Raw genomic sequence first — 21,175 nt, forward strand, 5'->3', positions numbered from 1 at the left:
ATGTTCCGTTTCTCGGCCACTTTATCCTTATTTAAATCGAAAACGTATTTGCCAGATCATTCGCTCTTTATTGCATCGGTCAGCGAGTTGGTTTGGTCCGTTTATTTTGGTTGGGGAAGCGTTGAATTAATTTGTTTGTGATTTTCAGTACGCGTTTCCAGAGCGACGATGTTTGGCGGCCAGCGCGCCGTTTTGCATCTTCTTCTTTGATCTTCTCGGTTGGATCAAGCAAGGGAACCCCTTTGACTGTCAATTCATTGTCGTCGTGACTTCTGGTTATTTGCTCAGTCTGATGACTTATCATGCCATCACTTAAATGATACGCGGCAATGGCTGCGGTGATAGCGGGGTTGCTCAACATGTCTGTGGCGTAGTTGGTTGCTATTGGTGCTTGCGGCGGATTGTTAGAGCCTGTCTGGGCGATGTTATTCTGAGTGATAGAAGGTGGTGCACTGGGCGTTGATTGTGCAAGTTGTGCTTGGTTGATTTCGTTTGTCACTGAATTGGCATTTTCGACCGCAATTGCACTCAGTAGTGCTTCGCTACTCAATGTGGTCTGAAATTCGGCACTAAGTAGGGTTTCAGTTGCATTTTGTAGCGCTGTATTTTGTAGTGGGGTAGTGGCGGGATAATTGATCGGCGTGTTTGCACTCTTTGTCGCGGCGACTACGTCGAGTTGTCTTAACGCGTTTTCTTGTGTCGTTACTTGTAGGGTGTTTGCCGCATTGATTTGAGTTTGTGTGTTGGGTTGAAGCAAGCTTTGGATGCGTGCCAGCGTAGACAACTCCACCACGCTTCCCGCTTCTGTTGTCGGATGAATGACTTGCGACAGAGCGTGAGGTGACGGCGTTAGTGAGACACTGCTAACCGGGGTTGTTGGTTGCAGAGGTGGAATAGTTGACGTGCTCATATCATTCTCCGAATGATGATTTCTATCATTAACGGCACTTGATGCAACTAGTTGAGTGCATAGGTAAAACAAACTTTAACAATGCAGTCAATAACAGTGATGATGCCACTTCGAACGTAACTTTTGCCTTTATTGAGGGCAATAAAAAACGATGGCTGTCTGAAGATGTTACTGGGTCGTAAGTTATATCAAGATTTTCCTCGGTCTTACAAGTAGTGGCCTCACGAGAGGTCTCTTGTCTAGCCCGAGGATGCGCTTTGATTACTTTTTGTTCTTACTTGATGCGCGATTTTCTATGTCGACTTCTTGTATTGCTTCGGCAAATTCTGAAATATCTTCAAAACTTTTATAGACAGAAGCGAAGCGGATATAAGCGATTTTATCGAGGCGTTTGAGTTCGCGCATGACCAGTTCACCCAGTTGTACGGACATGATTTCACGCTCACCACTGGCGAGCAATTTCTCTTCGATACTTTGTACGGCATTATCGACCGCCTCTGCTGATACAGGGCGTTTACGTAATGCCAACATCAAGCTTGCGCGTAATTTTGCGGATTCGTACTCTGTGCGGCTACCATTCTTTTTGACGATAACCGGCATAATCAATTCGATCCGCTCATAGGTCGTAAAGCGCTTATCACATTGCGCGCAACGGCGACGGCGGCGCATAACGTTACCTTCTTCGGAAACGCGGGTATCGATAACTTGAGTGTCGTCGTGATGGCAGTAGGGACATTTCATGTAGGTACTGGTGTCTTTCTAGTTTTATTTTTCAGTATATACGATCTGTTGAACTTAATAAAACGCCACTCAAGGAGTGGCGTTTTGATTCGTGTAGCGTTATTTTACTTCGCGTAGACAGGGAAAGCAGATGTCAATTTTTTGACTTCTTCTTTCACCCGTTCAATCGTCGCTGCATCGTTTGGATTGTCCAGCACGTCAGCAATCAGGTGACCTACTTTGATCGCTTCGGCTTCTTTAAAACCACGTGTCGTAAATGCTGGGCTACCCAGGCGAATCCCAGAAGTGACCATTGGTTTTTGTGGGTCGTTCGGGATGCCGTTTTTGTTGCAAGTCATGTGTGCAGAACCCAGAATTGCTTCAGCTTCTTTACCAGTTAGACCTTTTGGACGCAAATCAACCAACATCACGTGTGATTCTGTACGACCGGAAACGATACGCAGACCACGCTCAGTCAGTGTTTGTGCCAGTGCGGCAGCATTTTTAACGACTTGTTCTTGATACGCTTTGAATTCTGGTGTCAGTGCTTCTTTGAAAGCAACTGCTTTACCAGCAATCACGTGCATCAGTGGGCCGCCTTGCAAGCCTGGAAAGATCGCAGAGTTGATTTTTTTTGCGATCGCTTCGTCGTTAGATAAAATGATACCGCCGCGTGGGCCGCGCAAGCTCTTATGCGTTGTTGAAGTGACGACGTCCGCAAATGGAACTGGGTTAGGGTACACGCCAGCAGCGATCAGGCCAGCATAGTGCGCCATATCAACCATAAAGTACGCGCCAACTTCTTTAGCGATTTTGCTGAAACGCTCAAAATCGATACGCAGTGCAAATGCAGATGCACCAGCGATGATCAGTTTTGGTTTGGATTCACGGGCCAGTTTTTCCATTGCATCGTAGTCGATGTCTTCATTCGCATCTAAGCCATAGGAAACAACATTGAACCATTTGCCTGACATATTTAGTGGCATGCCGTGTGTCAGGTGACCGCCTTCAGCGAGGCTCATGCCCATGATGGTGTCGCCTGGGTTCAGCAAAGCGAAGAATACGCCTTGATTTGCCTGGGAGCCGGAATTTGGCTGAACGTTAGCAAAATTAGCGCCAAACAATTGTTTCAGACGATCAATAGCGAGTTGCTCAACGACGTCAACATGTTCGCAGCCACCGTAGTAACGTTTGCCTGGGTAGCCTTCAGCATATTTGTTGGTCAACTGGGAGCCTTGGGCTTCCATGACTGCTGGAGACGTGTAGTTTTCAGAGGCGATCAGTTCGATGTGCTCTTCCTGGCGATGGTTTTCCAGTTGGATGGTTGCGAACAATTCTGGATCGATATTGGCGAGTGTATGGTTTTTAGCAAACATGGCTTTCCTGATTTTCCTGTTAATGTAAAAAACGAGATTGGTGATTGTTTTCTATGAGGTGTCAGTCGGACGTGGTCGTAGAGTGGCAGCCTCACAAATTTACCATCAGGCTACCCAGGCGCACGGCTGAGGTCTTTCGACCTCGAAATCTCACGCTTCCCGATGGATATCCATCTTTTGTTGACGATCTATATAGATCGGTCATCGTTTTCGCCAGTCACGTGAGACGAAATGGTGCGTAGATTTTACGTGATGCCTTATGAATGGGCAAGTGTGGCGTACGATCTTTTCTTTGGTTGTGGAATCTACTTAGTGAACTAGTAAGGGGGAAATTGTCAAACGTGATCGGAAGATGTGTCGTGATTGCTTTCTTTCTGCCTTTTTTTTGCGTGGGTAACGCATGGATTGGTGTGCCGTTGACGTAAGTAATGGTGCTCCAATTTAGCTGCGATACCAAAAAGCACTTAGAATAGCAGCAGTTAAATGCTCATTGCTTGTTAATTATTGTCTTAAAGGAAATTGTATGATCGTATTAGTTACCGGCGCAAGTTCAGGATTCGGCGAAGAAATAGCAAGAAAATTCGTGCGTGGAGGGCATCGTGTCATTGCTGCGGCGCGTCGCCAGGACCGTCTGGCTGCTTTGCATGCAGAGTTAGGTGATGACTTATTGCCAGTCGAGCTCGATGTCACCAATAAAGTATCAATTTCAAATGCACTTGCTAGTTTGCCACCGGCATGGAAAAACATTGATGTTTTGGTCAATAACGCCGGCCTTGCATTAGGGACTGAACCCGCGCATCTAGCATCTCAAGATGAATGGGATACGATGATCGACACGAATTGTAAAGGCTTGGTAACGATGACGCGTACCATTTTGCCTGAGATGGTGGCGCGTAATACGGGAATGATCATTAATATCGGCTCTATTGCTGGTTCAACGCCGTATCCAGGCGGTAACGTCTATGGAGCAACAAAGGCGTTTGTTGACCAGTTCACTAAGAACTTACGTGCCGATATGGTCGGTACAGGGGTACGGACAACAAATATCGCACCTGGACTGTGTGGGGGAACTGAGTTTTCAAATGTGCGCTTCCGGGGCAATGATGATGCGGCAGCCAAAGTCTACGAAGGTACCGTACCGCTGACAGCAGTTGATATTGCCGAGACTGCGTACTGGATTGCGACATTACCCGCTCACGTGAATATCAATTACATCGAAATGATGCCGACTTGTCAGGGTTTTGGTCCGTTGACTATTAAGCGTCAAGCTGTCTGAGGATTCGTGTTTTTTATCAGTGATGAATAACAATAGTTATTGATACTGGCGGGGAGTATCTTTAAAGATCATTTATCTGTCATGGATTTAGAAGTAAAATGACTGATACTCCTTTTTAGTAGCAAAATACCAAACAATGTCAGAAATATTTAATTGGAATGCTCGGATCTACTACGAAGACACCGATGCGGGTGGTATCGTGTTTTACGCCAACTATCTGAAATTTTTTGAGCGAGCTCGTACCGAATGGCTGCGAGCCGCCGGTGTTAGTCAGCAACAAATGAGTCAAGAGCATCAGCTTATGTTTGTCGTTAAGTCGACTGCTGTTGAATATCACTCTCCCGCCAGGCTCGACGATGAACTAAGACTGACTGTTGTGGTCGAAAAGCTAGGTAGAGCGTCGGTGCAATTTATTCAAGAAGCGTGGTGTGGTGAGCGTTTGCTGACAACCGGAAAAATCAAGGTGGGGTGTGTTGGGGTAGAGAGTTTGCGCCCGGCACCGATCCCTGGTGTTATATTGGCAAGCATCTCTGTCTAATCCAGCTAGTTCAGTGGTGCGTCAGTGATGTAAGGGCCTTTGTCTTGTCATTGATTGTTCATGTCGTTCTTTATTTGTTTTTCTTTATTGTTCTCTTTTCGATTTTATGACTGCTACACAAGATCTTTCATTTTTAAGCCTGATTGGCAACGCATCTATTTTGGTGCAACTGGTGTTGGTACTTTTGTTAGGGGTGTCTCTGACGAGTTGGACATATATTTTTAGCAAAATGTTCGCGATCAAAAAGGCGCGTGCGCAGACGGAGCAATTTGAGCGTAACTTCTGGTCTGGTGGCAATCTGCTTGAGTTATACCAAGAAGCGGTGAGCAATCGTAGGAATGCCAGTAGCAAAATGGGAGCGATGGAGCGCATTTTTGAAGCCGGTATGAGCGAGTACCAAAAAGTCAAAAATGCCAATAAAGTATCGTTGGATGCTGGTGCGATGCTTGACGGTGCACGTCGTGCGATGCGGGCTGCGTATCAGCGTGAGATGGACTTATTAGAGTCGCATCTGTCCTTTTTAGCGTCGGTCGGTTCGGTTTCTCCTTACATCGGGTTGTTTGGTACTGTCTGGGGGATTATGAATTCCTTCCGTGGTTTGGCAAATGTCCAGCAAGCAACGTTGGCTGCAGTAGCACCGGGTATTGCAGAGGCGTTGATTGCGACGGCGATTGGTTTGTTTGCAGCAATTCCTGCTGTGCTAGCGTATAACCGTTATTCTCATGATATTGACCGTTTAGCGATCCGCTTTGAAACTTTTATTGAGGAATTTTCTAATATTCTTCAACGTCAATCACGCTAAGTAGTGAGTGAGCATGAGTTATCTGCGTGGCGAACGTAAACGCAAATTTAAGGCGGAAATCAACGTCGTTCCTTACATTGACGTCATGTTGGTGCTGTTGATCATTTTTATGGTCTGTGCACCAATGACAAATCCGAGCGTGATTAATTTACCGACAGCAGGTCAGTCAACACAACCGCCATCGTCTTACATAGAGATCTCCATTGTCAAAAATAATACTTGGGCTATTGCCATCAAAACGAAAGCGGAAGCTGGCGGAAGTAATGCTGCTGAAGACAAAGAAGAGACGTCGGATCGCGATAAGTTAATGCAGAAATTGCGTGAATATCATGCTGCCAAACCGGATATGGCGGTGCTGGTGTCGGCAGATAAAAAAGTCGAATACGACAATGTAGTACAAGTCATTTCGGACGCCAAAAAAATTGGCTTTAGTCGCGTTGGTTTAGCGACCAAATAGCGCTGATGGCATTAGTAACTTTCCCCTCGCTTCTGACTCTCCTGATTGTAGGTCTGGTGAGTGCATCTGGATGGGCGGGGGAAATATTGACGTCAGACCCAGCGCAAGTGACCGCATCAGGACAATTTACGCCCGTGCTAACGTCGGCTGCTAAATCGATTGCTGAATCGGATGTTGTTTCGTCTGAAAAAGCTGAGGAAGCCACATCTTCTTCTGGTAGTTCGGCTAGGTTGAGTGGCAGCTTTCGTTTGCAAGCAGCAAAGACTGACTGGTCCTTGTTGCTAAGAGAGCATATACCGGAATTTGCACCTAACCCCGAACCACAAAATATAACGCCATCGCTGATCAGGCGTATGCGCCAGGATATCAGCGATATTTTGGCGACAGAGGGGTACTTTTCACCACAGATTCAGTTTGAAAACGTCGATGAAGTCGCATTGCGTGATGCGCGATCCGATGCTGATAAAATCATTCATGTCAATATTGATGTTGGTCCTCGGACAAAAATTACCAGCGTCAATATTCAGTTCGAGGGAGCGCTAAAACAGGCGGTTGATGCAAATCAGTCCCCGGCGATTCAGAGACGCAATGACGCACTCAAAGCGTGGAGCCTCAACACTGGCGATGCATTCCGAGAAGATGACTGGAGTAAATCCAAAAATCAATTAACAGAAGCATTGCGTACAAATGTCTACGCGGCTGCAAAATTAAGTCAGAGCGATGCCAATGTTGATGCTGATTCTGCGACAGCGTTACTAGATGTCACTGTCGACAGTGGGCCCGTGTTTAGTTTTGGTCCATTGCAGGTCACAGGTTTAAAGCGTTATCAGCGTTGGATTCTAGATCGCTATCAGCCCCCACGTGAGGGTGACCTTTACTCGCGTGCGCGGTTATTGGAATTTCAGCGTGCACTACAAAACTCTCCGTATTTTGCCTCTGTTGCTGTTGCTATTGAAGCCGATCCAGAAAAGGCGCAAGGTGTGCCGATTAACGTAAACCTAGTAGAGCGCAAACCGCGTGATCTCAGTTTTGGTCTGGGTTACAGCACTAATACCGGCTTTCGTAGTGAAATCGCGTATCGCGATCGCGATATCCTGAGTCAAGCATGGGATTTGCGTAGTGCAATTCGCATAGAGCAAAAACGCCAAGTGGGCTACGCAGATATTTATTTGCCACCGCATGACAATAAACTTGATTCATTTGGTGTGATTATTGATCGAGAAAATCTCTCTGGTGTTTTGACTGTAAAACAGGCGGTTGGTGTCAAACGCACTACCACCAACGGCCATGTTGAGCAGCGTCTAGGAATTAATTTAGTCCACGAAAAAATTACCATCGAAGGTGTAAGTGCACAGGTAAGTAAAGCTCTCGTTGCGAACGTTGGGTGGACATGGCGTGATGTGGATGACACCTTCGCGCCGCGCAAGGGGGAAATTTACCAATTAGATTTGGCAGGTTCGGAAAAAGCCCTGCTCTCAGATCAGCGCTTTTTACGCGTGTATGCAAAATATCAGCGCTGGATACCAGTAGGACACGCTGACAATGTCATCTTGCGCGCTGAGGCTGGTCAGGTGTTTTCGGGAGGGGGTAATGGTGTGCCAGAAGATTATCTGTTTCGAACGGGCGGTAGTTCAACTGTTCGTGGTTATTCTTACCAGAGTCTGGGCGTAGAGCAGGGGACGGCAGTGACAGGCGGACGTGTCATGACGGCAGCTAGTGCCGAGTATGTGCATTGGCTTGATACCACCTGGGGTGTGGCAACTTTTGTCGATGCAGGTGACGCATCCGATAACTGGAAAAGTCTCAAAATGGTTGAGTCTGTTGGTGTGGGTGGACGTTACCGGACACCGGCAGGGCCGATTGCCCTTGATCTTGCCTATGGCCGTCAAACCAAAAAATTACGGTTAGACTTCTCTATTGCGATTGCGTTCTGATATGGAAAATCATTCGCCACAGCCAGTCGCCGACAACGAGACCCCTGTTCAGGAGCGTCAGGGTTTTCGTCTCAGGAACTTATTGTTTTCCGTTTTATTGGGCTTCGTTCTATTGCTGGCTGGTGTCGTCTATTGGGCTGGAAAAACTGAAAGTGGGACAAAGGTCTTATTCTCTGCATTACATTACCTGACGGCGGGAAGTCTTACTGCCAACGATATACATGGCTCTGTAGGCGACGATCTAGAGGTAGCGCAACTCTCATTTCATACTGCGACGATTAAAATAGAAGCACGTGGTATTCATCTCATTTGGCAACCGCTTGCGTTGTGGCATCAACAGTTTCTGATCGATCGTTTTTATGTGACTTCGCTTCTGGTTGCCAGTAAGTCTGATAATTCACCAGCAACGATGCCGCAACGACTGGCGTTACCATTGGATCTGTCGGTGAAAGACATGGCACTTGGTGAGTTAGTGGTTGCTGACTTGCTGGAGCATGATCAGCAGAGGGACGTGGTGAAACTCAGTGCTTTAACGGGACAACTCAGTTTTCATCAAGGACAATATCAGACGAATGTGTCTCTCAAGTCTCCTTGGGGAGATATCAAAGTGCGCTCGTTAAATCTGGATGCGACATTACCCTACGCACTGCAAGGTGACGCCACATGGTCGGGGCAGGTGTTGGTAGATAAGCCTGCTGTCGACGTGGCGGTTGCTGCAAGTGGTAATTTGCAGTCTTTGAAGCTGAAATTGCAAGCACAGTTAGCGCAGCTAGTCGTGGCAGATGGGCAGAATAAAGATCACCGCATCAGCACTGATACGAGCGCTTTGCGAGGGAGTGCAAGTGCTACATTGTCACCCTTCGGCCAACAAGTTGTGACGCAATTAGATATTGATATTCACCATCTGAATCCAGCGGTATGGGCCGCTTTCGCACCTTCAGCTGATTTAAACGTGGTCCTCAGTGCTCATCCTGATGCAGGGCAAAAAAACAAAACGGATCTGCTGATCGGTCAGTTGCACGCAGTTAATCATGCCGCTGCACCGTTCAATATGAATGGCTTGCCACTGACTCAAGTTGATACGCAGTTTGTATTGCAACGCACTGATTTACGTTTATCTGGCCTGCAGATTGCCGTGGCGGGAAATGGTTCAGTGCGAGGTGTGGCACATATCGATTGGCAAACTGCAGACCCCCGCGCTGACGCCAGAATTGAAGTAAGTAACGTTGATTTAGTGAAAATCGACGAGCACTTGCGGCAGACAAAAATTACTGGCGAGGTAACGGCCCAGACACACGAGAAAGAAAATATTCAGGTTCAGGCACAACTGCATGATGTCGGCACGCAGCTCAATATTGATCTGAATTACGATATGCATCAGCAACTGCTGAATTTAAAACAAATCAAATTGGTTTCTCAGGATTCACATATTGACAGCCAAGGGGATATCTCATTTGCCGGCAATCAGGCTTTTCATTTAAAAGGCGTCGTAAGTAATTTTAATCCTGCTAAATGGCTGGCAGTGCCATCTGGTCGCTTGAATGCGGATTTTAGCTCGACCGGGCAGCTACTTCCTGATCTTAGTTTATCTGCGACCGTGCCACATTTGATGGGGCAATACGCTGGTAAAACAGTGCAGGGCAATATGGACCTCCAATGGCATGCTCGGCAAGTGCAGGTGCATCAGTTAGATTTGCATTGGGGAAGTAACGCCGTGAATATGCAGGGCGCATGGGGCGGTGTTAACGATGCGCTGAAAGTGCAGTTGGATGCACCGCAACTCGCTGAACTCAATGAATTAACCGCATTGCTAAGCAATAACCAATTAGCATTGGATGGCGATGTCAAAGCTAACCTTGTTTTGCAGGGGGCAATTTCTGAGCCTGCTGGTCAATTAACGATGCAGTCTAGTCATCTGCAAGTCTCGAAGTTACGGCAAATTTATTCGGTCAGTGATGTTGCTGGTAAGGTGAGTTTGTCGCCGGCGGCAGATGGTGTGGTTGAAGGTGACATTGTTGCGCGACATTTACGCGCCGATGCCAGTTCTATCGCGGATCCTGAGGATAAAATTGAGCAACTCACATTGCATGTTAACGGTCACCGTACTGCGCATCAAATTTCAGTCGCGTTGCAACTCCCTGAGCAGCGTACTATCTCAGCGCAGTTCAGCGGTGGATTACGGGCCAAGTCCGCAGGGAAGGCGGATCCTCAAGGTTGGGATGGCCGGTTGCAGTCTTTGCTTTTGCATGGGAAGACCGACGCCCGTTTAATGAATTCCAGTGTCGTGAGTATTTCCCCCGACAAGGTCAGTATGGGAAGTATGTACCTAGAGAGTAGCCTAGGTAATTTCTCTCTGGAGCAACTTGAATGGACGCCTCAGGCACTCAAGACAAACGGACATGTGAATGGCGCAAAAGTGACTGATCTCGTCAATCTCTTTAAGCCCCAGTATGCGTTGACAGGTGGTCTTAAGTTAAATGCGGATTGGAATATTCAGCTAGGTGACATCGCTCGCGGCGAAGTCAATATTCAAAGGCAAAGCGGTGATTTGCGTTTTAATGACCCTGATGGCACAGGAACGCCGATTCCGTTAGGGATCAGTCATATGCAAGCGCAATTGCGTATCGGCGGTCTGGTCGCTGGTACAAATGGACAACGTATGGCGCTCACCTTGGATGCTGATGGTACTCGCTTGGGTCAGCTGCATTTAAAAGGCGATACGCTACTTGAAAAACAAGATGGTGCTTGGACTGTTTTATCTAGCGCACCACTCAATGCCAAAGTCAGCGCGGTATTGCCCGACTTGGAATGGGTTGGTTCTTGGATTAATCCCGGCATTGTTTTGAAGGGGAAGTTAAATCTGGATGCTACTGTCGCGGGTCAATTGCGACAGCCACATTATCATGTCGATCTTGCTGGTAGAGAGCTTGAGCTGGCGTTCGCCTCAGAAGGCTTGTTACTACCCAATGGGGTCTTAGATGCACAAATTGACGACGCACATTTAAAGCTCAATCGTTTGCAGTTTTCAAACAAAGTCAGCATGTTGCCGCAACACGATCAATTTAAAGGGTGGGATGCCATTGGTCAGCGTGGTGAATTTAACGCCAGCGGTGAGCTTGATATTGGAAAAGAAACCGGATCGATTACCGCACAATGGCAACAGTTCCCACTCCTGCAGAGGAAAGACCGATGGCTGCAAATTTCAGGGCAGGCAAGTATTGTTGAAGCGAACAGTATCTGGAGCCTGAATGGTAAAGTGTTGGCCGACGGCGCTTATTTTAAATTGCCAAAACTTCCACCGCCTAGTTTGTCCAGTGATGTGCATGTGACCCGTAAGGTAGGCAAGCTTGCGGCAAAAAATGCTGATACGCCTACGACCAAAAAAGGTCTTAAAACGCGTGTTGATGTTAGTTTTGACATGGGCTCTCGCTTTGTTTTTGTCGGACGTGGACTTGATACTGGTTTAACCGGAAGTCTGCGGCTACGATCCATCGATGGAAGTCCTTTGCAAGCAACCGGTTCAATTAATACCGTCAAAGGATTTTATGAAGGCTACGGTCAACAGTTGACGATTGATCGGGGGATATTGAACTTTCAGGGGCCTCCCGCCAATCCTGGCTTGAATATTCGCGCTCTGCGTCAGGGACTTGCCGTTGAGGCGGGTGTTGAAGTGGTTGGTACGGTGGTAGCTCCGCAAGTACGATTGGTATCAGAGCCAGACGTGCCAGATGCCGAGAAGTTAACGTGGTTGGTATTGGGACGTGGCTCTGATCAATTAGCGGGTGGTGATGCCTCATTATTGATGTCTGCTGCGACTGCAATTTTTGGTGGAGACGGCAGTCGTAACGTGCCAAAAGACATTGTTCAAGGGCTGGGCTTTGACGAGTTTTCAATTGGTAATTCGAGTGGCGCCCCTACATCTCATGTCCCTGGGCGGACAGTTGCTGGTAACACATCGACAGCATCATCCACGGCCACTAGCAACGATCAGGTGGTGAGTGTCGGCAAACATTTAATGCCTGGACTGGTGTTGGCAGTGGAGCGTGGTTTGGGAGATGCGAGTGGCGCAGTTAAATTGAGTTGGCAATTGACACGACGGATCACCATTATCGGCCGGACAGGGAGCGAATCGGCGGTTGATGTGAATTACACTTTCTCCTTTAATTAACGTTGTGTGCGCCGTAATACTGAACCATTGAGATGATGGTTTTTTGCTGTCGTTCTTTATTCGGGCAAATGCTACTGAACGACATAGTGGCGTAATGGCGTATTGGCGACAAATAATGACTAAATGTCGCAGTACTGCCGATGCGAATTTCTCTACACTGTGTGTATTCGCTCGAATTGATACGTAAATATTGATTAAGCGCTCTATTTTCATTTTTCGATCATATTATGCAAACAGCCACTGAACATGTCACTGCCGCACCCACTGCAACTGAGGCAACAGGATTTCGAGTTTTAGGTGCAATCAGCTTTGCCCACTTTCTCAACGACATGATTCAATCGTTGATTATCGCCATTTATCCATTGCTCAAAGGGAATTTTAATCTCAACTTTGCTCAGATCGGGTTGATTACACTGACCTATCAAATTACGGCATCCATTCTGCAACCGGTGGTCGGGATTTACACCGATAAGCATCCAAAACCCTATTCCTTGGCACTGGGGATGGGTTTTACACTTGTTGGTCTATTGCTGTTGTCGGTTGCGCCAAACTATGCGTTGGTGTTACTTGCGGCCGCCTTGGTGGGGACTGGGTCGTCTATTTTTCATCCAGAATCCTCCCGTGTAGCCAGGATGGCTTCTGGTGGTCGCCATGGCCTTGCGCAGTCGATATTCCAGGTTGGGGGGAATGCAGGGAGTTCGATGGGGCCATTGCTAGCTGCTTGGATCATTATTCCGCATGGTCAAACAAGTATTGCCTGGTTCTCTTTGGCCGCGTTGTTGGCGATTGTTATCCTGTGGCAGATCGGTAACTGGTATAAACGCATACGCAGTGAAGCGAAGGCAAAACCAACTAAATCTGGCCATTCACATGCTGTTTTGCCGCGCCAAAAAGTGATCTTTTCTATCGGTATTTTGTTGTTATTGATTTTTTCAAAGTACTTTTACATGGCAAGTTTAAGTAGTTATTTCACGTTCTATCTGATGAGTAAGTTTCATTTATCGGTGCAGGATGCGCAGATTCACTTATTCATTTTCTTATTTGCTGTCGCCACCGGCACCGTGTTAGGCGGACCTATCGGCGATAAAATAGGTCGCAAGCTCGTGATTTGGGTTTCTATTCTTGGTGTAGCTCCATTTACGCTGCTGCTGCCTTATGCTAATTTGTTTTGGACAGGCGTCTTATCGGTGATCATTGGCGTCATTCTCGCATCGGCATTTTCCGCTATTCTTGTTTTTGCACAAGAGTTGGTGCCAGGTAAAGTGGGTACTATTTCTGGTTTGTTTTTCGGTTTTGCTTTTGGCATGGGTGGGATTGGTGCTGCCGCACTGGGTAGGTTGGCTGATATGACGGATATTTATTTCGTCTATCAAGTTTGCTCGTTCTTGCCATTGATCGGTTTAATGGCTGCTTTTTTACCGAATCTTGAAAAATTGCCCCACGAGACCTCATGAGGTTGGCTTCGTGGGTCGCTAAACAAAATCCTGTGCTGTAGAATAAAAACGTGCCAGAGTGTATATCGGCACGTTTTTTTATGATTATTGTTGAAAGAAAATAATGTCCATCGCTTGGAATGCTTTTACCCCGTGGTCTGCTTTGACTGGCGGAGTCATGATCGGACTCGCCGCTGCAATCTTGATTCTAATGAACGGAAAAGTTGCCGGTATCAGCGGCATACTGGCAGGCGTTCTTAAGCCGTTTAATCGTAATGGATACTGGCGTCTGAGTTTTTTACTCGGATTGTTGATTGCGCCGACAGTATATGGTTGCTTTAGTCCCTTGCCAGTGCTGCAGATAGACGCGGGAGTAGGTCGCTTGTTATTAGCTGGTCTTGTCGTCGGACTGGGTACGCGCTATGGTTCAGGTTGCACGAGCGGCCACGGCGTGTGCGGCTTATCGAGACTCTCTGTGCGTTCGTTGGTGGCAACACTGACTTTCATGGGTGCTGGTTTTGTCACCGTATTTGTCGTGCGTCACATACTTAATTGGTGAGAACAAAAAATGACTTATTTAACTTCTTTATTTGCCGGTTTATTGTTTGGTTTAGGATTGATCGTCAGCGGTATGGTTAATCCGGGTAAGGTACAGAGCTTTCTTGATCTCGCTGGCGCTTGGGATCCTTCTTTAATGTTAGTCATGGGCGGTGCAATAGCAGTCGGGTTGGTGGCATTTACTATCGCAAAAAAGAGAGCGGTCACTTTTATTGGTGAAAAAATCGATTTGCCCCACGGGACTAAGATCGATGTTCGATTGGTTGCTGGTAGTGCTTTGTTTGGCATCGGATGGGGACTGGCAGGATTTTGCCCTGGCCCTGCACTGGTCGGTGCTGGCATGGGCTTGTCTTCGGCATTCATATTTGTGGCTGCAATGATTGCGGGTATGTTGTTGTTTGAATTGATAGAAAAAGTACGTCGACCAAAATAGCTTTTGTATCAATGACATCAGAGATTGAAGAAGAGAAACATGACCGTACTCCATTTTAAAGTGGCCGATGCGATAGTTGATCGTGAGATGATTGTCCGCATCAATATTGAATATATGGAGTGGGTGGCTACTGGGATGGAGGCAAGCTGCGGCGTTTCTATCGTTGCCGTGAGTGGCCAGTCTATAGCAGATTATGTCGAGGGATCCGTTGATAAAGTTTGTGCCGAAAAGCCACCTCGCGGTATTTTTTATCTACTCAGACAAGACGATGAAGTCATTGGTATGGTTGGATTGCGCTCGCTCTGCGATGACGTTGCCGAAATTAAGCGACTCTACGTACGCGAAGCTTTTCGCGGGCAACATGTGGGAACGATGCTTTTAAATAAAGTCATTGGCGATGCCAAAGCGTTTGGTTATGCGCGTGTGAGGCTTGATTCCGCCCCCTTTATGAAGGCTGCGCAACAGCTTTATCGTTCCGCGGGGTTTGTTGATCGTGCACCTTACTCCGGTACTGAAGTGCCACTCGTCTTACAGGCGCAATGGCATTTTATGGAACTCAATTTTCCCGATCAAAAATGCACGTAGAAATTATCGATTTCCCTGAGACGTTGGTCGCCGCGATTGAGCATCGTGGCCCGCCCGATGTTGAACATGATAGTGTGCGCCGTTTGATTGCTTGGCGGATTGAATTTGGGTATTCACCAGAACGTCATCGCACTTATGGCGTGCATTACGATGATCCTTTTAATACAAAGCCTGAGCTGTACCGTGCTGACTTCTGCATTTCGGTAGAGCACGAAGTAGCGGTTAACGCGTTTGGCGTCGTCAACAAGACGATTCCGGGTGGCCGTTGCGCTAAGGTGAGACATATTGGCTCTCGTGAAAATATCAACGCTGCACGCTACTTATGCAACACCTGGTTGCCTGCAAGTGGTGAGGCATTAAGAGGCTTTCCGCTGTTTTTTCATTACGTCAATGTTGGACCGAGCGTGCTTGAGCCAGAAATGGTGACAGAGGTGTATCTGCCAATCCGATGATCGTCAATGAATGATGAAAAAATGATTAATATGCAAAAAAACTTAATTATTGATTATATTCATATTTGACATATCGTTATTTGCAAGGCAAAGTCATTTATTATTTGTTCGCCGATCAAAGTTAAACAGGAGTCAGACATGCCCGTATATCGTTCACGCACTACCACCCATGGCCGTAATATGGCCGGTGCTCGCGCCCTTTGGCGTGCTACCGGCATGAAAGATGGTGACTTTGATAAACCAATCGTTGCTGTCGTAAATTCATTTACCCAATTTGTGCCAGGTCATGTACATCTGAAAGATTTAGGGCAGATGGTGGCGCGTGAGATTGAAGCAGCGGGTGGTGTTGCGAAAGAATTTAATACGATTGCTGTTGATGATGGCATCGCGATGGGCCATGGTGGGATGCTGTATTCATTGCCATCGCGCGAGTTGATTGCTGATTCGGTTGAATACATGGTCAATGCACACTGCGCCGATGCGATGGTGTGTATTTCCAATTGCGACAAAATTACGCCAGGCATGTTAATGGCGGCGATGCGTTTGAACATTCCAGTGGTATTTGTGTCCGGTGGTCCGATGGAAGCTGGCAAAGTGCTCGAAACGCTGCATCCTAAGCAAACGGGTGAGCAGAAGATCATGAAAATTGACTTAGTCGATGCTATGATTAAAGCAGGTGACAGCAACGTCAGTGATGAAGAAATCGGTCGCATAGAACGCTCTGCATGTCCAACTTGTGGTTCATGCTCTGGTATGTTTACCGCGAACTCCATGAATTGCCTGACCGAAGCGCTCGGCTTGTCCCTGCCAGGTAATGGCACGATTCTGGCAACGCATGCTGATCGCAAAGAGTTATTCTTGCGCGCTGGTCGCTTGGTCGTTGAGTTGGCGAAACGCCACTATGAGCAGGATGATTACTCGGTATTGCCGCGTTCTATTGCCACAAAAGCGACGTTTGAAAATGCGATGGCGCTGGATGTGTCGATGGGTGGATCAACCAATACAGTCTTGCATTTACTGGCGGCAGCGCATGAGGCCGGTGTTGATTTTACGATGGCCGATATTGATCGCATTTCGCGTAACGTACCGTGTCTGTGTAAAGTAGCGCCGATGACCGATAAATATCATATTGAAGATGTTCATCGCGCTGGTGGCATTATTTCTATTTTGGGTGAATTAGCGCGTGCCGGTCTGTTGGATACCACCAGACCAACCGTGCATAGTGCAACGATGGCAGAGGCGATTGCGCAAAACGATATTGCGGTTTCCAACGATGAGGCAGTGAGAACCTTGTTCATGGCTGCACCAGGTGGTGTTCCTACGCAAACTGCATTCTCGCAAAACAAACGTTTTGACAGTTTAGATACAGACCGCGCAGCGGGATGCATCCGTGATAAAGCGCACGCCTATTCACAAGACGGTGGCCTAGCGGTGTTGTATGGCAACCTGGCAGAAAAAGGTTGCATCGTTAAAACTGCAGGTGTAGACGAAAGTATCCTGAAATTCACTGGTAAAGCGCGTGTCTTTGAAAGTCAAGATGCTGCAGTGGAAGCGATTCTTGGTGATACGGTCCATGAAGGTGATGTGGTCATTATCCGTTACGAAGGCCCTAAAGGTGGCCCTGGTATGCAAGAAATGCTGTACCCGACCTCGTACATCAAGTCCAAAGGCTTAGGTAAAGCGTGTGCTTTATTTACTGACGGTCGTTTTTCAGGCGGTTCATCAGGACTGGTCATCGGCCACGCTTCGCCGGAAGCCGCAGAGGGTGGTGCTATCGGTTTGGTGGAAGAGGGTGACATCATTGAAATCGATATTCCTGAACGTCGTATTCATCTGAAAGTGAGTGATACTGATCTTGCTGCACGTCGCGTTGCGATGGAAGCACGTGGTGATGCAGCATGGCAGCCGGTGAATCGTGAACGTTATGTGTCGCAGGCCTTGCAAGCCTACGCTGCATTGGCAACATCTGCTGATCGTGGTGCGGTGCGTGATATCTCCCAATTAAAACGGAAATAATAAGTTCAAGAAATGGCTACAACGTTTATTTTAGTCAACGTTGTAGCCATCACTGCAAGAAAATAAGAACTCAACGTCCCCCGTCAATGGGACGTTGGATGTCAATCTACCACGCTGGTTTCTGGTAAAAGTAACAGCGATTCCGGTATGTTTTTCGCAGGTCGTTTATACTCTCCCTTTTGATGATACATTTTGTTATCATCTTTGCCATTTTAAAATTGAATAGCATCCTCTTTCAGGCTTCTGCATTGCTTTGTTGTTAGTGAGTTGACTGCCAAAGGCCTGTTATAAAAAGAATTCGCGAGAAACGTATGTCAAGCAACAACTCGCCTGCTGAAAATAAAGAGCAGGTCTTGGAATTTGTCGATTCCTGTCAATTACCGACCACTTGGGCTAATTTCCGTATGCACGCTTTTTTTGAGCCGGCAACAGGGAAGGAGCATGTCGCGCTCACATTGGGTGATGTTGCGAACGGCGAACCAGTGCTAGCGCGTATCCATTCTGAGTGTCTCACTGGCGATGCCTTATTCAGCCAGCGTTGTGATTGCGGTCCGCAACTTGAAATGGCCTTACAGAAAATCGCACAGGAAGGTCGTGGTGTTCTACTGTATTTGCGCCAAGAAGGGCGCGGCATTGGTTTGCTCAATAAAGTCCGCGCTTATCATTTACAAGATGAGGGGGCAGACACCGTTGAGGCGAACCAATTGTTAGGTTTTGCGGCTGATATGCGCAACTACGGCTTGTGTGATCCGATGCTCAAGCATCTCGGGATTCATGCGTTGCGTTTGATGACTAATAACCCGCGCAAACTCGCCGCCATGGCCGGCCTGAATGTGACAGTAGCAGAGCATGTACCACTCATTATCGAGCGCAATCAATACAACAACCGCTATTTGAATACGAAAGCCACAAAACTGGGACACCTCATCGAGGCTGGTTTATAACTGACTTAAAAATCCCAGAAAATTTCGCAAGCTGTTGAAAGAAGCCGTTGAAAATCGGGGCAGCGTACCGAAGATCGTAAGGATTCGGTCTCGGTAGGGTACGTTATTCGCAACCGATCACTGCTTGACCTCCACTGACGAAGAAAATACTGGGCTTGCCAATGGAATGGCCAGCCTAGGAAAATGCCTGCCATTAGTCCAAGTCTACAAAGCTTTTTAGCCATTCGTGCACCTTGTCAAGTTGCACCTCCATCTCAACATGCCTATGCGCATAAAATATCTCGCTGTTTGACATATCAAATAAGCCATTGATTATCATGACAATGCTACGCACGGCGTTTAACCATATAGCTCAGTAACTCTAGTGCGCATAGTGAAAGTTTTGCTATGCTCTATTTGAAATGTGCCTGCAATGAAGTTGCTATTTTAAAAATTTAAATTACTGTTCTCGTTGATGCGTGGCTGCAATATGTGGCGAAGAGTCGGTTGGCGTTCGGGGAGAGTGGCGGTTGTCGGCACTTCGCGGCCTTTCGGCGTCACCAGTCATTGAGAAAATCAACGAATAAACCAACGCGCCCACTAGACATAGGCCTCTTCGGTACGTAAGCTATAGTACTTATCAGGAATGTAATGTTTAAGTTTTTCGAGCAATTTTGGTTTTAAAGCCGTGTCTGAAGGCTGTACATTGGGAGTAACGCTTTTCATGGTTATTTAGTACTATTTTTTTATACAGTACATTGTTCAAATGACCGTGTGACAAGCCTATTCATGGATTTGATTGGTTGAATTAGGTGGTAACCAGTTGAATTAGGTGGACGGCATCTGTCCGCCTAATTAAAGTTAGGCATCACAATCAAATTCGCTGGACATCCCAGCGCAAAGGAGAAAAAATGGATCCGGTCTCGCTTCTTGTAATGGCATTGGCCAAAAATCCCGAACTCGCTGCATCAGCCGCCGGAGCCGTCCTCAAACCCGGAACAGTCGATGTCGAAAAGATGCAAGGGAACCTCGTAGACCTTTCCAAGGGAATACTAACTTGCTATCACCGAACGGCGAAATTCAGGCAAACGGATGTGGTCGCAACACCTTGGGATCGAGCATGGCAATATGGAGCTGAGCGCTCAGCGGTTATTCGGATTAATTTTCAAGGCATGACCACAATGCCATATCAAATGCTGGTAGCCGTTATGATAAAAGGAAACTCCGTCCGAAGTGCTGTAATTCAAGAAAACACAGCTATGCCCTATAACAAAAAGTGCGAACTAGAAGATTGGGTATCATCAAAGTAAACCAACGCTCTGTCACACACAACAGTCAGCCATTGCTCGCACGCCATTTAATGACGGGATTATGTGAAAGGTTAACCGGAAGATTGGGCGGCGGTCGTGTTTTACTAACGCACTCATCCTCGATTCATAGAGCCGGCTTCAAAGTCGGAGAAGAACGGGCGCCGGATACCAAAGCTTTCAATCCTCCTGAGCCTGTAGAAAGAAACTTTGAACTAGCCTACGTAGCGGCCGAACTAGCCCGCGCAAAGAACAATTATGAAAAATAGGCTCGTAAAGCCATCTCCAAATCAGTCAATGACTTCGCTAACAATTCCCTCCGCGCTTCGCGCCCCGGCGCCGGTTAACTAGAGGCAGCATCCATCACCATGACCTCACCAATTCGGTTTGACGTCGCTCCTGCTGATACAAATCTCTGGTCTGAGCAAAGTCAGAGGTTCGTCAGCGTCTTTTGGACGAAGTAATACCGCGACATCGAATATCAATGCTGGCGGTGTAGCTCACCGGCTGTATTTACGGCGCAAGATCAGAAGCACGTCTTTGAAGTGAAAAAGGCGTCAATCGATCAGCGCAGAATTCTCTGCAACGATTGCTGGCGCCAGTCTCTCGAAATCCGTAAGGAGCTAGTCGGCTGCGCGGAACAGTGGGAAGATTCAAAGACTAATCTCGCGAAGGATAAAGTGTTTCTCACAAGCTGGCTGGAGTTGCTCGAGTTGCTTGAGAAATTTGTCCCATATCGTTCGGATACGGCGAGGAAGAACATGATCAAGAAGCTACTGCAAGATGGATAACTTATCAATCGACACGGGCCCACAACAGTATGAGGCGGCTTCGCCGCTTGTGTTGGTGGTTCGGTTAACTTCAAGTTAAAAATCATGAGCAGTACTGCCCTCATTGTTCGAGCAGATCGCGAGTTGGAGTCGCTACCACTTGATTGGGTACCTCAGCAGCTAGGCTCACATGAGGTGGTTTTTTTCTCCATTGAGAAATGTGTTTCGAATGATGGCACGCCATTGGCATTAATACTTACGGTTGAAGATGATGCTGAATCGGGAGACTTCATCGCACTATGACTTTTAACACGACACTCAACGCGGGATCTGCGCATCTGGATTTTTCGATGTTCAGCATTATTTCAACCATCTGCTCTTTGGCTGCTGCGCTTAGTGCGCAGTTCCGTTGAGCTCAACGTGAATACAAACAACTTCGTTGCTTGCTATCCAGCGAACTGACTGTTTGCTTTTCAAAAATCCAATGATGGCTATTGGCACGGAGCAGGCAGTCGCA

The 21,175-nt window shown here is 47.3% G+C and carries 19 protein-coding genes and 1 riboswitch; of the genes, 16 read left to right on the top strand and 3 right to left on the bottom strand.

The genetic code is table 11. The features are described from left to right. Positions 1-79: 79 nt before the first annotated feature. From ACO0KV_RS05860 to glyA, 3 genes are all read right to left on the bottom strand, one after another. Positions 80-910 (bottom strand): hypothetical protein, encoded by an 831-nt coding sequence (locus tag ACO0KV_RS05860; RefSeq protein ID WP_423040836.1) that lies wholly within the window; start codon positions 908-910, stop codon positions 80-82. 261 nt (positions 911-1,171) lie between these two features. Next, entirely contained in the window at positions 1,172-1,651 is a 480-nt protein-coding gene (nrdR, locus tag ACO0KV_RS05865) for a transcriptional regulator NrdR (RefSeq protein WP_423040838.1), read from the bottom strand. Positions 1,652-1,755: 104 nt separating this feature from the next. After that, positions 1,756-3,006 carry a serine hydroxymethyltransferase gene (gene glyA, locus ACO0KV_RS05870; protein ID WP_423040840.1) on the bottom strand — a complete coding sequence of 417 codons (1,251 nt, stop codon included), beginning with the start codon at positions 3,004-3,006 and terminating at the stop codon, positions 1,756-1,758. Positions 3,007-3,111: 105 nt separating this feature from the next. Continuing rightward, a riboswitch (ZMP/ZTP riboswitch) is annotated at positions 3,112-3,237 on the bottom strand. A gap of 292 nt (positions 3,238-3,529) precedes the next feature. On the opposite strand from glyA, the gene ACO0KV_RS05875 reads away from it, so the two are divergent. From ACO0KV_RS05875 to ACO0KV_RS05950, 16 genes are all read left to right on the top strand, one after another. After that, positions 3,530-4,282 carry an SDR family NAD(P)-dependent oxidoreductase gene (locus ACO0KV_RS05875; RefSeq protein ID WP_423040842.1) on the top strand — a complete coding sequence of 251 codons (753 nt, stop codon included), beginning with the start codon at positions 3,530-3,532 and terminating at the stop codon, positions 4,280-4,282. 136 nt (positions 4,283-4,418) lie between these two features. Then, complete coding sequence (ybgC, locus tag ACO0KV_RS05880) at positions 4,419-4,820, top strand: tol-pal system-associated acyl-CoA thioesterase (RefSeq protein ID WP_423040844.1); 402 nt, start codon at positions 4,419-4,421, stop codon at positions 4,818-4,820. Between the two features lie 106 nt (positions 4,821-4,926). Further along, positions 4,927-5,622, top strand: coding sequence for a protein TolQ (gene tolQ / locus ACO0KV_RS05885; RefSeq protein WP_423040846.1), 696 nt, complete (start codon positions 4,927-4,929; stop codon positions 5,620-5,622). A 13-nt stretch (positions 5,623-5,635) separates the two neighbouring features. Beyond that, positions 5,636-6,079 carry an ExbD/TolR family protein gene (locus ACO0KV_RS05890; RefSeq protein WP_423040848.1) on the top strand — a complete coding sequence of 148 codons (444 nt, stop codon included), beginning with the start codon at positions 5,636-5,638 and terminating at the stop codon, positions 6,077-6,079. Between the two features lie 5 nt (positions 6,080-6,084). Next, on the top strand, positions 6,085-8,013 hold the full coding sequence (locus ACO0KV_RS05895) for an autotransporter assembly complex protein TamA (RefSeq protein ID WP_423040850.1): 1,929 nt from the start codon (positions 6,085-6,087) through the stop codon (positions 8,011-8,013). Between the two features lies 1 nt (position 8,014). After that, positions 8,015-12,181, top strand: coding sequence for a translocation/assembly module TamB domain-containing protein (locus ACO0KV_RS05900; protein ID WP_423040852.1), 4,167 nt, complete (start codon positions 8,015-8,017; stop codon positions 12,179-12,181). A gap of 227 nt (positions 12,182-12,408) precedes the next feature. Continuing rightward, positions 12,409-13,635 carry an MFS transporter gene (locus ACO0KV_RS05905; RefSeq protein ID WP_423040854.1) on the top strand — a complete coding sequence of 409 codons (1,227 nt, stop codon included), beginning with the start codon at positions 12,409-12,411 and terminating at the stop codon, positions 13,633-13,635. Positions 13,636-13,738: 103 nt separating this feature from the next. Continuing rightward, a complete protein-coding gene (locus ACO0KV_RS05910; protein ID WP_423040856.1) occupies positions 13,739-14,173 on the top strand; it encodes a YeeE/YedE family protein in 435 nt (144 codons plus the stop codon). Between the two features lie 9 nt (positions 14,174-14,182). Further along, positions 14,183-14,605, top strand: coding sequence for a DUF6691 family protein (locus ACO0KV_RS05915; protein WP_423040858.1), 423 nt, complete (start codon positions 14,183-14,185; stop codon positions 14,603-14,605). 39 nt (positions 14,606-14,644) lie between these two features. Continuing rightward, positions 14,645-15,190: a GNAT family N-acetyltransferase gene (locus ACO0KV_RS05920; protein ID WP_423040860.1), complete on the top strand. Its 546-nt coding sequence runs from the start codon at positions 14,645-14,647 to the stop codon at positions 15,188-15,190. Next, entirely contained in the window at positions 15,181-15,642 is a 462-nt protein-coding gene (locus ACO0KV_RS05925) for an AraC family transcriptional regulator (RefSeq protein ID WP_423040862.1), read from the top strand. Before ACO0KV_RS05920 ends, ACO0KV_RS05925 begins: the two co-directional genes overlap by 10 nt. Positions 15,643-15,780: 138 nt before the next feature. Further along, positions 15,781-17,658: a dihydroxy-acid dehydratase gene (gene ilvD / locus ACO0KV_RS05930; RefSeq protein WP_423040864.1), complete on the top strand. Its 1,878-nt coding sequence runs from the start codon at positions 15,781-15,783 to the stop codon at positions 17,656-17,658. A gap of 311 nt (positions 17,659-17,969) precedes the next feature. Next, a complete protein-coding gene (ribA, locus tag ACO0KV_RS05935) occupies positions 17,970-18,602 on the top strand; it encodes a GTP cyclohydrolase II (RefSeq protein WP_423040866.1) in 633 nt (210 codons plus the stop codon). Between the two features lie 890 nt (positions 18,603-19,492). Further along, positions 19,493-19,891 carry a hypothetical protein gene (locus tag ACO0KV_RS05940; protein WP_423040868.1) on the top strand — a complete coding sequence of 133 codons (399 nt, stop codon included), beginning with the start codon at positions 19,493-19,495 and terminating at the stop codon, positions 19,889-19,891. 470 nt (positions 19,892-20,361) lie between these two features. Next, entirely contained in the window at positions 20,362-20,679 is a 318-nt protein-coding gene (locus tag ACO0KV_RS05945; protein ID WP_423040914.1) for a zinc-ribbon domain containing protein, read from the top strand. An 84-nt stretch (positions 20,680-20,763) separates the two neighbouring features. Beyond that, positions 20,764-20,961 carry a hypothetical protein gene (locus ACO0KV_RS05950; RefSeq protein WP_423040870.1) on the top strand — a complete coding sequence of 66 codons (198 nt, stop codon included), beginning with the start codon at positions 20,764-20,766 and terminating at the stop codon, positions 20,959-20,961. The last annotated feature ends 214 nt before the right edge of the window (positions 20,962-21,175 follow it).

Source organism: Undibacterium sp. RuRC25W (genome assembly GCF_049339825.1).
Taxonomy (GTDB): domain Bacteria; phylum Pseudomonadota; class Gammaproteobacteria; order Burkholderiales; family Burkholderiaceae_D; genus Undibacterium.

Excerpts from the sequence above, each read along its gene's own strand:
- ACO0KV_RS05925 (WP_423040862.1), top strand. The coding sequence starts at position 15,181 with ATGCACGTAGAAATTATCGATTTCCCTGAGACGTTGGTCGCCGCGATT.
- tolQ (WP_423040846.1), top strand. The coding sequence starts at position 4,927 with ATGACTGCTACACAAGATCTTTCATTTTTAAGCCTGATTGGCAACGCA.
- ilvD (WP_423040864.1), top strand. The coding sequence starts at position 15,781 with ATGCCCGTATATCGTTCACGCACTACCACCCATGGCCGTAATATGGCC.
- ACO0KV_RS05915 (WP_423040858.1), top strand. The coding sequence starts at position 14,183 with ATGACTTATTTAACTTCTTTATTTGCCGGTTTATTGTTTGGTTTAGGA.
- ACO0KV_RS05910 (WP_423040856.1), top strand. The coding sequence starts at position 13,739 with ATGTCCATCGCTTGGAATGCTTTTACCCCGTGGTCTGCTTTGACTGGC.
- ybgC (WP_423040844.1), top strand. The coding sequence starts at position 4,419 with ATGTCAGAAATATTTAATTGGAATGCTCGGATCTACTACGAAGACACC.
- ribA (WP_423040866.1), top strand. The coding sequence starts at position 17,970 with ATGTCAAGCAACAACTCGCCTGCTGAAAATAAAGAGCAGGTCTTGGAA.
- ACO0KV_RS05900 (WP_423040852.1), top strand. The coding sequence starts at position 8,015 with ATGGAAAATCATTCGCCACAGCCAGTCGCCGACAACGAGACCCCTGTT.
- ACO0KV_RS05905 (WP_423040854.1), top strand. The coding sequence starts at position 12,409 with ATGCAAACAGCCACTGAACATGTCACTGCCGCACCCACTGCAACTGAG.
- ACO0KV_RS05940 (WP_423040868.1), top strand. The coding sequence starts at position 19,493 with ATGGATCCGGTCTCGCTTCTTGTAATGGCATTGGCCAAAAATCCCGAA.
- ACO0KV_RS05950 (WP_423040870.1), top strand. The coding sequence starts at position 20,764 with ATGAGCAGTACTGCCCTCATTGTTCGAGCAGATCGCGAGTTGGAGTCG.
- ACO0KV_RS05875 (WP_423040842.1), top strand. The coding sequence starts at position 3,530 with ATGATCGTATTAGTTACCGGCGCAAGTTCAGGATTCGGCGAAGAAATA.
- ACO0KV_RS05895 (WP_423040850.1), top strand. The coding sequence starts at position 6,085 with ATGGCATTAGTAACTTTCCCCTCGCTTCTGACTCTCCTGATTGTAGGT.
- ACO0KV_RS05890 (WP_423040848.1), top strand. The coding sequence starts at position 5,636 with ATGAGTTATCTGCGTGGCGAACGTAAACGCAAATTTAAGGCGGAAATC.
- ACO0KV_RS05860 (WP_423040836.1), bottom strand. The coding sequence starts at position 910 with ATGAGCACGTCAACTATTCCACCTCTGCAACCAACAACCCCGGTTAGC.
- ACO0KV_RS05920 (WP_423040860.1), top strand. The coding sequence starts at position 14,645 with ATGACCGTACTCCATTTTAAAGTGGCCGATGCGATAGTTGATCGTGAG.
- glyA (WP_423040840.1), bottom strand. The coding sequence starts at position 3,006 with ATGTTTGCTAAAAACCATACACTCGCCAATATCGATCCAGAATTGTTC.
- nrdR (WP_423040838.1), bottom strand. The coding sequence starts at position 1,651 with ATGAAATGTCCCTACTGCCATCACGACGACACTCAAGTTATCGATACC.